Below are 12,197 nucleotides of genomic sequence, written 5' to 3'. Positions count from 1 at the left end.
CCGAAAATCAAAACAACTTAATTGATCAGCAGGCTGTTATTCGTAGCGGCCTTGCCACTCTGCCAAAATCGCATCACGGTCATTTGCAGCAGCTTCAAAGTCGGTTGGGTGGAGAACCGAGTTGGTGTCAGCAGGAAGACCAGCATCAAGGAAGTGCTGTGGCATCGTTCCACCAGGAATAGTTACAATCGCCTTCCACTTAAGGTACGCAGTTGCAGCTTCATCAGTCACAGTCCAATCAAGGAAACGACGGGCATCCTCTTTGTTCTTGGAGGAAGCAACAAGAGCATTTGCTTCTAGCTCATTGCCGGAACCTTCAGCAGGAATGACCATGCTGATAGGGAAGCCTTCCTTGATGTTCTTGATAGCGCGCATGTCGTAGGATGCACCCACGGTGTACTCACCGGCAGACGCTGCGTGACATGGCTTGGAACCAGACTTGATGTACTGAGCAATGTTCTTGTCCAGATCATCAAGAAACGCCCAGCCCTGTTCTGCGCCCTTCATCTGCAGCAAGGAGCTCACCTGAATATATCCGGTACCGGAGGAAGCAGGGTTAGGCATCACAACCTCACCTTTGAAGGCAGGGTCAGTGAGGTCCGCCCATGAGGTTGGCATTTCAAGGCCCAGCTTTTCCAAGCGCTCGTTGTTTACACAAAACGCTGCCATGTAACCGGTCACAGCAAACCAAGTGCCATCTTTAGCGCGGAACGCGGCAGGAATAGCCTCAACACCTGCTGGCTTATATGGCTCCAGAGTATCTTTGATCTGTGGGTTCACGATTGTGGAAGCAGCAAAGCCCCAAACAACATCATGCTGAGGATTACCCTTTTCCGCGATGATGCGAGCAGCAAGGTCACCAGTGGAAAGGCGCAGCATGTTGATGTTTACGTCCGGCAATGCCTCGCGTGCCAGATCGAGGAAGGCCGCCGCCTCGTCCTCTTCGTAGGACGTGTAGACGGTGATGTCTCCGGCAAGAGCGGAAGTTGACATCATTGCGATCAAGGAACTGGTCACTAGGGCGCGGGTCATAGGGTCTCCTCTGAGTTGAGCATAAAAATGCGGTGTCGAGTTTCTGTCATAATGTCATTTTCATTACAACTAATACCTAAGTATACACACGTACCATCTTGTGCGGCGGAGTGAAATTTGCTGAATACCTATTCAAGAAAAACTCAGTTTGCTTATAAATGCTCAAAGCTCAGCGTTTCGCCTCGCGGCTCCGGCAATGCGTAAGGAAGATGACATAATGGCAAGAGACGATGCCGCAAAGGTGTCACGGCACCAGGCACTGCTGGATCTAATTGAAGCCCGTGGTTACCTGAGCCTTACAGAAGCTTCTCAAGAACTTGCCGTATCAGAACAAACCATACGGCGGGATGTTCTGGCCCTGCAAACTGAGGGAAAGGTGCGCAAGACCCATGGCGGCGTTACGTTCGCGGGTGTGCTTGATCAAGGCACCTACATGAAACGCCAGATGGCACAACCGATTGAAAAGCTGGTTATTGCCAAACGTGTAGCTGATCTCATACCTGACGGTGCTTCTGTGTTCCTCGACAGTGGCACAACCTGCGAAGCTATCGCCGAAGCGCTGCTTGTCCGCCGTGGATTACGGGTCGTTACCTACAGCTTCCGATGTGCTGCTCGTCTCACAGATAGAGATGACATCACCGTCGCTATTCCGGGTGGAATCGTTCGTCATCTGGACGGCGCAATCGTCGGTCCACTGGATGACGGGTTCATCGAGCAGTTTAGCTTCGATTTTGCTGTGGTTGCTGTTTCCGGCCTAAACCATCGCGGGCACCTTGGAGATGATGACGCATTTGAAGTGAGCCGCGTGCGCGCTGCAATGGACAAGGCGGGCCAGACGATTCTCGCTCTCACCTCGGACAAATTCGGCATTACTGGGCTCGTCGACTTGGCAGACTTCTCTGAAATCGACATTGCAGTGGTGAACGGCCCGCCTTCTGACGATCTCATTGATCTTGCACACAAAAAGGAAGTGGTCCTGCTGCAAGCTGATTAGTGAAAGCAGGACGGCCGTCAGCACGACTCAATCGTTCATTGGCTTGCTGAGTCGCTGTGCACAAAAACGCCAATCACACAGTGTGGCCCACTGTAATCACTGCTGAACTGACATAACCGTCACTCAGTCAGCTACGTTTATTTGCATTTAATTCCACCCCCCAGGCTTCGCGGCTAGCTCTCACCCACTTCATCAACATGACGCAAGGCGATGATATATTAGGGCAAACACCATACGCATTGCCTATTGGTTGACCAATGAGCAATAGCTAGCTAGCCTTCAACTCAAGGTTAGGAGTAAACATGTCTCTCTTGTCAAAGCTACAGCCAGTTGTTGTAGAGAAGCCTTCGGAAGTTGTTTTCAAGCAACTAAAAGACGCCATCTTGAAAGAAGATGTAAAGACTGGAGACCTGCTTCCTTCTGAACGCAAGCTTTCAGAGCAATTCGGGCTCAATAGAGTTCATGTGCGAGAAGCGCTCATGAAACTCGAGTTCTATGGTCTTGTAGAGGTAAGAAAACAGCACGGCGCAATCGTCAAAAACACAGGCGTTCGTGCAACCGAGAGTATTTTTTCTGATGCTTTGGCAATGTCCAAGAAGGACATTGCTTGCCTGATGGAAACTCGTGAGGTTATCGAAGTTCGTATTGCTGAACTCGCTGCTTTGAACGGGACGCCAGAGGAACTCAAGGAACTAGAAACTCGCCATCAAGAGTTTGTTGATGCGGTCGGTTCCGGCATGGATGCGCATGAGGAGGATTTGCGCTTTCATCTTTACCTCGCAGATATGGCGAAAAACCCTGTTATGCGCGTGCTTGTGGGCTTAATGGCTCCAGAGGTCGTGGAGCTAGCAAGGCAGAACAATACCTGTAGCAAAACGCGTAAGGAGGGAGCCTTGCGCGAGCATACGGAAATTTTTGAAGCAGTTGTATCTGGTGATGGGGAGCGAGCAGCTCGGGCCATGCGGACACACTGTGAAGAGGGTCGAAAAGGACACCTTTCGTCGGCGCGCTTAAGCGACTAACCGACAGTTCGTGACATTGGAATGACCGGAATGGCCTGTCGGGGAGGGATTCGACAGGCAACGGCTTCATGCGCCCATTTTTCTGGCGCGTGACAACTGTGCAAAGCACACTTTGGCGACGGCGCCAAACCATGGGAGAAAACTATGAAGAAGTATCTAGCTGCTAGTGTTGCGAGTGTATTCATGCTCGCAGCAGGATCTGCAAATGCACTAGACGTTCGCCTATCGCATTCTCAGCAGGCTGACCTCTATAATGACATTCACCAATCAATGTGGTTTTTTAAGAACTACCTTGAAGAAAAACTTCCAAATGTGAATGTAACGATCCACCCTTTTAACGAATTGGGTCAGGAACGCGAAGTGTACGAAGCAATGCAGCTGGGAACAGGCGCTAGTTGCTCAATTTCCGGTACTGCAATTCTAAACAATTTCAGCAAGAAGATGGGCGTTGTAGACCTTCCTTACATTTGGTCAAGCTACGATCATATTCACACTGTTCTTGACGGAGAAATTGGTGATGAGCTGCGCGCAGACCTTCGCTCAAGTGGCATAGACATTCTTGCATTCCTTGATAGCTGGGGTGCTCGTCATATTCTAACTCATGGAAAGCCGGTTACCTCCCCAGAAGAACTTGCCGGTTTGAAAATCCGTACTATTCCGACAAAAACATACGTAGAAACCATCAAGGCGATGGGTGCGAACGCAACCCCAATGGCGTTTGGTGAAGTTTATACAGCAATGGAAACTGGAGTTATCGATGGCCTCGAACAGAACGCGTCCGTAGCATATGGCAACAAGTTCTACGAAGTGACCGAGTATCTAACAAAAACCAATCACCTTTTTGGAACTTTGGTTTTGGCTTGCTCCTCCGATTTCATGAACCGCTTGGATGACGACCAACGTGCAAAAGTTCAAGAGGCGGCTAATTTGGCTCGTGATGCGCAGCGGGGCTTGGCGCTACAGCGCGAGGCAGAGACAATGGAGTTGCTGGAAAAAGCAGGTATGAAGATTCATGAAATCGACGTAACTCCTTTCCGTGATACGGCTTTGGAAGTGCAGGACCGTCTAGCAGAAGAACTCGGCGCGACAGAAATACTCGCGAAGATCCGAGAGCAAGGCTGACTTTCAGTTTGAAGCAGGGCTTTTACTAGCCCTGCTTTTTTCCTCCCCAAAAGACCTTCTTCGGTAGCAGAGCTGCAAGGATAAACAATCCATGGCTTCCATCATAAAAGCCTATGACAATAAAAATGAACCAATCGTAGAGCCTGGCAAAGGCGAACTTGACCTAGTCTACTTCAACGTAGTGCGCCTTACCGCTGGCGAACGACTAGTGTTGGACTTGAAGGGCCTAGAAACCCATTTCACCCCAATGTCTGGCCGCGTTGATATTATTGTTGACGAAGAAACATTCGAGAACATCGGTAAGCGAGATAGCGTTTGGGATGGCCCGGGTGAAAGCGTCTATGCAGGCACTGCCGAAAAGGTTGAGCTAGTCGCTCACACCGATACTGAAGTCGCCATTGCAGGCATGGTGTGTGATCGCACTTTTGCGCCATTCTTCATTCCGATTGAAGAGATCCAGACCGTCGATGTTGGTTCAAACGAAACCAAATCCCGTCGCCGTATCTCTCATCTTCTTGGACAAAATGGCAATGGCCGAGCAGGTAACCTTCTCATTAGTGAGCTGTATGCTGATGAAGGCTGCTGGTCTGGCTATCCTCCACACAAGCACGACACCGATGGTGACGGCGAAACAGACCACCAAGAGGTATATCATTATCGCTTGAACCCCGAGACAGGTTTTGGTGTGCAGTTCCTCTATGAGGACGGTGATGACATGAAGGCTTTTGCAACACGCAATGGCGACACGGCGGTTATTGATAAAGGCTACCATCCTACAGCGACCTCTCCACAGCACCAAAAATATGTCTTCACCATTCTGGCAGGAAGGACTGCTAGGGGGTTGGTCCAGCGCTTCGAGACTACTCACGAGTACATTGCTGAACGAATCCCCGGCATTAAAGACATGCGCGCAGCATTCAAATAGCTCTGAAAGACACCGTTAGCGGGGTTTTCTAAATCACAACAACTCCCAGTTTCCAACCTGAAAGCGCAGGCGCTTTCGGGCTTGGAAAGCTGCACCCTTATGAAGGGAGTTTTTCATGCACATCGTTCATAAATGTTTCGAAACAGCGGTAATATTGCTGTTCGTTGCCATTGTTCTTGTGGGCCTTGGACAAGTAGGTAATCGCTTCTTCTTCAATATCTCTCTCAGCTGGTCAGAAGAGTTCCAGCGTTATGGGCATATCTGGTTAGTCTTTTTAGCAATCCCTATCGGTTACAGACGCGGCGCGCATATCGGCGTCGATATTCTGATGAACATGCTTCCTGACAGGTACGGTCGCTGGCTTGTTCTTCTCATCGACGCAATGTGGATGCTTCTTGGGGGATTGATTATCTGGGGTATTCAGCCGCTCCTGCGCCTTGGCCGCAACCAGATCAGCTCCGGTCTCGATATTTCAATGAACTACGTCTACTTCGGCCTGGTTATTGGCAGCACTTACCTAGTTATTTGCGCGGCTGAAAGAATTATCAGGGAAACAATCCTCAAACCAGTAGAGGCACAGTAAGATGGTTCTTCTCGTTCTCTTTGCTATTCTTCTGGGCTTTGTTGGTATCGGTGTACCGATTCTTCTTGCCATTGGCCTCGTTGGTGCCGGCGGCATGTACTTCATTGATGGCATCAACTTCGCTCTGTTCCCGCAGCGAATTTTCGCGATGCTGGATTCATTTTCGCTGTTGGCGCTACCGTACTTCGTTCTGGCTGGCGCACTCATGGCAAAAGGCGGCTTGGCCCAAGCGCTCGTCAACTTCGGTATGGCCTGCGTGGGTCATTATCGCGGCTCGCTTGCTCACACTGCAATTGTGTCTTGTACCGCTATGGCCAACGTCTCAGGTTCCTCAACCGCAGAGGCAGCAGCTATCGGCGGCATCATCATTCCGGCTATGAAAGACAAGGGCTATCAGCCCGGTCTCGCTGCTGCAATCGTAGGCTCTGCAGCAACTATCGGCCCGATCATTCCACCAAGTATGACAATGATCGTCTATGGCGCAATGACCGGCGTTTCCATTGGCGGGCTTTTCATAGGCGGCATCCTACCAGGCCTTCTACTGGCCGTCATGATGATGGTAATGGTTCGTTTGCTGGCGTTTTTGCCGAACTATCCAGAGCTGAATCACCGCGAACCGAAAGCATCATTCAGCCAATTGCTAAAGGCTGCTCGTGAAGCATGGGTCGCGCTGCTTGCTCCAGTAATCATTCTGGGCGGCATCTTCTCTGGCGTGTTTACAGCAACCGAAGCTGGCGTTGTCGCAAGTTTGTATTCCTTCCTCGTGAGCGTGCTTGTCTACAAAGAGCTCAAACTAAAGGATATGCCTCGCGTTATTCTTGAGGCAGCAGTAACAACCGCAACTGTTGTGGGCATCATCTCTATGGCTGGCGCATTGGGTTGGCTGCTTGCTTACCTCAACTTTAACCAGCTCGTACTTGCAACACTATCAACGCTTTCTGACAACGCGACTGTCATCCTTATCGCTTTGCTTGCCACTGTGATTGTGCTGACGATGTTCTTGGAAAGTTTGGCTGTTCTGATCGTGTTCGTGCCAATCGCCGCTTACGTTGCTCAGAACTTCGGCTTTGATCAGATCCACGTTGGCGTTCTTATGGTTATTGCAACGCAGATCGGTGCGACCACGCCGCCCGTTGCGGTCTTGATGTTCGTCACGACAAGTATCGCCGGAGCTCGATTTATTGATACCTGTAAACATGCTGTACCGTTTATCGGAACATTGCTTGGCTTCCTGCTCGTGCTCGTGCTGATCCCTTCAATCGTCATGTTCCTTCCAAATCTGTTGATGTGAGGCCACTAAGCCACCCACTTCAATAACTTGGTTTCAAACACAGTTGCCTGCGGCTCTTAACGTTGCAGGCAACACCTCGCCAACAAAGCCAGAGCAACCTCCATGTTTATTTATGAAAGTGACCGAACCGCGAAAGACATTGGCGGCGGCATGAAACGAGAAATCGTTGCGCACTCTGACAAGTCTATGACGGTGAAGATCTACTTCGAAGAAGGTGCAGTCGGGCCAATACATTCACATGAACACGAACAAACAAGTTTCGTGCTCTCAGGCATTTTCGACTTCACAATTGACGGCGTAACCAAACGCGTGAAAGCGGGCGATGCGATGTTCAAGGCATCTAACGTCCCGCATGGCTGCACATGCGTTGAAAAGGGCGTATTGCTCGACACCTTTACGCCTTGCAGAGACGATTATCTTTAATCGACTGGTTAGAATGCCAGAACCACTCAGCCTATATGCAAATGGGGAGAGCGGCAAAAGCTGCCCTCCCCTTTTTTCTTATTCCATGATCCCGCTCACATCTACGATATAGAGCTGACGCTCCGTTTCGTGGATGGAGTCTATGCAAACTGATTTGCCATCAGCGCTCCAGCGCGGGTGCAAATCGCATCGGTTTTCTTTGCCAAGGTTCGGGTCAGTCTTGAAAACGCCGATGTCTATTCGCTGTTCCTTGGCTGAATCCCATAGAAACAAAAAGCGCTCGTCGGTCACATCATCCGGATAGGTATCGGAAAGCATCCAATTTCCGCCGTTGTAGTACGTCATATGGCCGTTTTCATTGAGCTCACCTCGGCCAATCACCTCCGCTTCTCCGGTCACATCATTGTAGAGATGATAGTGGATCTCTCCATCATGAGGCCCCCAAACGATGACATGGTCGTCGCCTTTCCAAAGCGGGTGAGAAATTTGGTATTCGGACTTTTCATAGTCGAATGTGCCGACCGAATTCGGATCAAAGTTATCCTCCAACTGCGGCAGCGGATGGTCGGAGCATTCCAGCAGTCTGAGGTTTGAGCCGTCTGGATCGCAGGTGAAGAGCCGGTGCAAGAAACACGTTTCATCTTCAACGCGTTCGGTCCAGCGGTGAATAAACAGAAGCCGCGTCGAGGACGGGTTCATCTCCATATGCGTAACCCAATGGATGGCTTTCTCCATGGATGGCACATTCTGGAACCGCTTGAGATCGGCAAGACTAAGGATCAGCTCATACCGGCCTGTCTCAATGTCCATTCGAAAGATACCATCATCTTCCGGAGCAAGTTCGAGAGTAGGTTCACCGTACCATGCCCGATAGCAGATCGTAGGATGAGTAACCTGAAAACGTGAGTAGTTGACACAAAACGCGGCCTTGCCATTAGGCGCAACAATATAAACAGGCAGCGGTAGGTGCCGGTCTTCACCCGTATCAAGATCATGGATCGTTGCACGGTACTCGGGATACGGCCGCGTCGTGTCAGGTGTTTCCCGACGCGTATTGTAGATGATTTGACGATAGTTCTTGCCGCCCAACCATTGAACCTGTGAACCCATCTGCCAGTTCCAAGTGGATGTGGTTCCAATCACGTGGAACTGATCCTCATTCGCAAGGTCAAAGAACCCCACCTCAGCGATTTCACGGCCAGTCAGGTCTGCTGTTCGCATTGGCACTTGCTGCGCCAGAAGCCTCTGGCCGGTACCGTCAAAATTTGACTTATTATAGTAGCCAAAGAAATGGTGAGCGTTTCCCGTCCCGACTTTTCGCGAGGGACAGAGCATGGTTTGGCGGGTCATGGAGGAGTTTCCTGAAGGAGGGGAATTAGGAGGCGACATAGCGCCTCCTGCAATTATTATTCGGCGAAGGTAATTTTGGTTTCTGCGAGCGGGTTAAAGTCCGTATCCGATGCCAGCAGGGAAAACTCGCCCGGAGCTACAAGCTTTTTCTTCACAAAGCGGCCATAGGACCAAGTGGTGCTGAAGTTACCATCGGCATCTGCAACCGGTGCAGGCTTAAGCGCATAGCTGATATCGCTGTCCACGCCGTCAGCTGTGGTAAAAATCAAAGTGACTTCAGCCCCTTTCGGGAAGTCTTTGCCGGAAATGGTGATCTCGCCCTTCTTGTCCATCTTGGCAGATCCGTTCACCATTAACTCGCCTGCAAAGGCGGAAGTTCCCATGAACGTAGCAACAAGCATCGTTGAAATACTGCAAATAATCTTGGTCACGTTTCTCTCCATGTTAAATCAGTCGTCCAGTAGCTGCGGATTTCGGCGGTGCTGAACTACCCCTTGATAGAGCGCATAAGCGCAAAAGATGAGGAGCACGATGCAAATCGGGCGCGTAACCAGCTGCATCATGAAGGCAGGGACATCACCTCTAACCAGCGCCAGTGAGCGAGCAAGTTCACTCTCGGCCAACGTTCCAAGGACAAGACCCAGAACCAGCGGTGCGCGAGGTACAGCAAAGAGGTTCATCACAAACCCAACCAAACCCATAAAGAGCATGATCAAGATGTCTTCTACCGAGCCGCGGATGGAGTAAGACCCGATAACTGCGAGTGCTAAAATACACGGCGCCAATACACTGGTAGGTATTTGAATAACCTTGGCGCAGTAGCGCGCGAAGATAAGGCCGATAGGTACGAATAAGATGTTGGCCACCAGCAAGCTGACAATAAAGCCGTAAGTGATGTCAGCATTTAGCGTGAACAGTTCAGCTCCCGGACGCAGACCGTGGATCATCAATCCGCCGAGCAATACCGCAGTTACAGGATTACCGGGAACACCCAAGGTGAGTAGTGGGATTAGCGTTCCGCCAGTTACTGCGTTATTCGCAGTCTCCGATGCCAAAACACCTTCAGCGCTGCCTTTGCCGAATTCTTCTGCGTGCTTGCTACCGCGCTTTGCTGCGTCGTAGGACAAGAACCCGCCGACAGAACACCCTACGCCCGGGATGATGCCAACAATAATGCCGATTAGAGAAGAGCGGAGAATGTTCAGCTTTTGCTTTAGGACCTCTGGCAGGTAGCTTAGCGCGCCACGAGGCTCTGCCTCAGCAGCTTTTCCGATATCGGCCCGCTTGCGAGAAACCATCGAAATAACTTCCGGTATCGAATAGAGGCCAATCAGAGAGACCACCATCGGAATACCGTCATAAAGAACCGGTGAGTTAAACGAGAAGCGCAGATCACCAGTCACCGGATGCGCGCCAATGGTGGACAACAGCAAACCGAACGCCCCTGCCATCAACCCCTTTTCCATGGCACCTGCGGACAAAGATGCAATGACCGTGATGCCAAATACAGCAAGGAGGAAATACTCTGGCGCTCCGAACTTCAAACTAAAGGCAGCCAGAGGGGGAGCTATGAGGAACAGAGCGATGATCGACAGAATACCGCCGATGCTAGAGCCAAAAGTTGCAAGTGCCAGCGCTCTTGTACTCTCACCTCGTTTGGACATTGGGTGCCCGTCCAACAACGTGGCCACAGCTGCTGGCGTTCCCGGAATATTCAAAAGGATAGCGGAAATAGATCCGCTGTATGTTGAAGCTAGGTAGATGCCGCCCAGCATTGCCAAACCGGCTTCGGCAGGCATTGAGAAGGTGAGCGGAATAAGCAGCGCCACGCCCATGGTGCTGGTTAAGCCCGGCAGAGAGCCAATAATCACCCCACCTGTTACGCCTGCGAGGACAGCAAGAAGGGACATCGGTGTCATCATCACCGAAAGGCCAAGAAGTAAATTCTCTAACATTTTTGGTCTTTTTAGCTGAAGATCACCAGACCCTCGGGTGGTGTCACACCGAGGAAGATGAAGAAGAGGTAATAGAGCGCACCTGTAACTGCAGCAGCCACTAGTGCCATACGTGCAAAGTTTCGCTCACCCAGTAGGCCCATCATCACGATAAGGAACAGCAGCGTTGCCACCGCGTAGTTAGTGAGCTGAATAGCGAGGATATAGATGAGTACGGCGCCAAGGATTTTGGCGAAACCCCAAAGCTGGGCGCGTACATCCTCTGACAATTTTAGGTTGGGGCCTGCTGACTCCAACTTCAGCACCCGAACCCAAAGTCCGATTGCCAAAGCACCTAAGAAAATTGATAGCAGCCGAGGAAAATATGAACTTTGAAGTTCATAGCCAAAGCTGACGCTACCAATTGCAACAGCAGAGAAAAAGGCCAGACCGCAGAAGATACTGTCTCTTTTCTTTTCAGTTGTCATGGATCTGGCCTCCTTTACTTGTTCAATTATTTGAGCAGCTCTACATAGTTCGCAACGCCGGCTTCAGCCTCAGAGAGGTAAGAGGTGAACTCGTCCGCGCTCATGTAGGCGAGAGGAAGCCCCATGCGTTCAACATGTTCCTTGAATGCAGGATCCAGAACCACAGCCTTAAATGCTGCCTCCAACTTGCGGCGCTTGTCTTCATCTACGCCTTTAGGAACAGCGACACCTCGCATGGATGCACCAATGCCGGGAACCTCAACACCTGTCGCTTCAGCAACGGATGGCACATCAGGAAGGAACGGGTAGCGCTTGTCAGCGAATACAGCGAGCGCCCTAAGATTTCCGCTTTGGATATGGCTGGTTGCAGAGCTAGCGGAAGGGACGGAAGCCTCAATCTGGTTACCCAGTGTTGCGGTAATTGCCGGACCGGAGCCGTTGAATGGTACGAAATTCAGATCAATGCCGAGCAGATCTTCAGCAACTACCAACTGCAGTTGGTTGTTAGACTGCGGACCGTCTCCACCAACAGTAACTTCATCTGGAGCCGCTTTTGCAGCCGCAATCAGATCAGCAAAGGTTTTGTATGGACTATCTGCAGGGACGGTAAGAACGACAGGATCAAGCTGAATGTTACCGATCATCTCGTAATCACCCATCTCGTAAGGAACGCCTTCACGGAGCATTTTTACGAGGAAGATGGAAGGAACGTTGATGAAACCGATCTTGTAGCCATCGTTTTTTGCGTTTGCCAAAGCCGTAAAACCAATTTGACCACCCGCACCCGGCTTATTTTGGATGATGAGACGCTGACCCAAGTGAGGTTTGATGTATTTCGCCAGAACACGTGCGGCGGTATCGGTTCCACCTCCCGGGCTATAGGCCACAATCATTGCAACCGGCTTTTTTGGAAAGTCCGCGGCCTGCGCGCTGCTTGCTAAAGCAACTCCAAGCGTCAGACCGATTGCTGCCATGGTTCGTTTTGCGGTTCCGAACATATGTGCCTTGCCCCTTCTGCTAGCCTTGTTCCTGC

The 12,197-nt window shown here is 50.8% G+C and carries 13 protein-coding genes; 7 read left to right on the top strand and 6 right to left on the bottom strand.

The features are described 5' to 3' along the window. Nucleotides 1-36 precede the first annotated feature (36 nt). A complete protein-coding gene (locus E1162_RS13120; RefSeq protein WP_155131705.1) occupies nt 37-1,032 on the bottom strand; it encodes an ABC transporter substrate-binding protein in 996 nt (331 codons plus the stop codon). Between the two features lie 217 nt (nt 1,033-1,249). On the opposite strand from E1162_RS13120, the gene E1162_RS13115 reads away from it, so the two are divergent. The 7 genes from E1162_RS13115 (at nt 1,250) to E1162_RS13085 (ending at nt 7,392) form a co-directional block, all read left to right on the top strand. After that, the gene (locus E1162_RS13115) at nt 1,250-2,026 is read left to right on the top strand and encodes a DeoR/GlpR family DNA-binding transcription regulator (protein ID WP_257098962.1); all 777 of its coding nucleotides are present in this window, start codon (nt 1,250-1,252) and stop codon (nt 2,024-2,026) included. A 302-nt stretch (nt 2,027-2,328) separates the two neighbouring features. Further along, on the top strand, nt 2,329-3,048 hold the full coding sequence (locus E1162_RS13110) for a FadR/GntR family transcriptional regulator (protein ID WP_155131699.1): 720 nt from the start codon (nt 2,329-2,331) through the stop codon (nt 3,046-3,048). Nucleotides 3,049-3,192: 144 nt separating this feature from the next. Then, the gene (locus E1162_RS13105) at nt 3,193-4,170 is read left to right on the top strand and encodes a TRAP transporter substrate-binding protein (protein ID WP_155131696.1); all 978 of its coding nucleotides are present in this window, start codon (nt 3,193-3,195) and stop codon (nt 4,168-4,170) included. Between the two features lie 91 nt (nt 4,171-4,261). Next, a complete protein-coding gene (locus E1162_RS13100) occupies nt 4,262-5,095 on the top strand; it encodes a 5-deoxy-glucuronate isomerase (RefSeq protein ID WP_155131693.1) in 834 nt (277 codons plus the stop codon). 115 nt (nt 5,096-5,210) lie between these two features. Then, a complete protein-coding gene (locus E1162_RS13095) occupies nt 5,211-5,678 on the top strand; it encodes a TRAP transporter small permease (protein WP_155131690.1) in 468 nt (155 codons plus the stop codon). Between the two features lies 1 nt (nt 5,679). Further along, entirely contained in the window at nt 5,680-6,969 is a 1,290-nt protein-coding gene (locus tag E1162_RS13090) for a TRAP transporter large permease (protein WP_155131687.1), read from the top strand. Nucleotides 6,970-7,071: 102 nt separating this feature from the next. After that, the gene (locus E1162_RS13085; RefSeq protein ID WP_155131684.1) at nt 7,072-7,392 is read left to right on the top strand and encodes a cupin domain-containing protein; all 321 of its coding nucleotides are present in this window, start codon (nt 7,072-7,074) and stop codon (nt 7,390-7,392) included. 78 nt (nt 7,393-7,470) lie between these two features. Here E1162_RS13085 and E1162_RS13080 read toward each other — a convergent pair whose 3' ends face one another. The 5 genes from E1162_RS13080 to E1162_RS13060 all read right to left on the bottom strand — a co-directional run. Further along, nucleotides 7,471-8,613 (bottom strand): TolB-like translocation protein, encoded by a 1,143-nt coding sequence (locus E1162_RS13080; protein ID WP_257098958.1) that lies wholly within the window; start codon nt 8,611-8,613, stop codon nt 7,471-7,473. Between the two features lie 185 nt (nt 8,614-8,798). Next, complete coding sequence (locus E1162_RS13075; RefSeq protein WP_155131677.1) at nt 8,799-9,173, bottom strand: hypothetical protein; 375 nt, start codon at nt 9,171-9,173, stop codon at nt 8,799-8,801. An 18-nt stretch (nt 9,174-9,191) separates the two neighbouring features. Next, entirely contained in the window at nt 9,192-10,697 is a 1,506-nt protein-coding gene (locus E1162_RS13070) for a tripartite tricarboxylate transporter permease (protein ID WP_155131674.1), read from the bottom strand. A gap of 11 nt (nt 10,698-10,708) precedes the next feature. Next, a complete protein-coding gene (locus tag E1162_RS13065; protein WP_155131671.1) occupies nt 10,709-11,164 on the bottom strand; it encodes a tripartite tricarboxylate transporter TctB family protein in 456 nt (151 codons plus the stop codon). 26 nt (nt 11,165-11,190) lie between these two features. Then, the coding region (locus E1162_RS13060; RefSeq protein ID WP_306455038.1) for a Bug family tripartite tricarboxylate transporter substrate binding protein at nt 11,191-12,197 on the bottom strand (1,007 nt) is incomplete at its 5' end.

The organism is Pseudovibrio flavus (assembly GCF_009711345.1).
GTDB classification, from domain to species: domain Bacteria; phylum Pseudomonadota; class Alphaproteobacteria; order Rhizobiales; family Stappiaceae; genus Pseudovibrio; species Pseudovibrio flavus.
The sequence above is the reverse complement of the archived record's forward strand: the minus strand, read 5'-3'. Positions and strand labels throughout refer to the sequence as shown.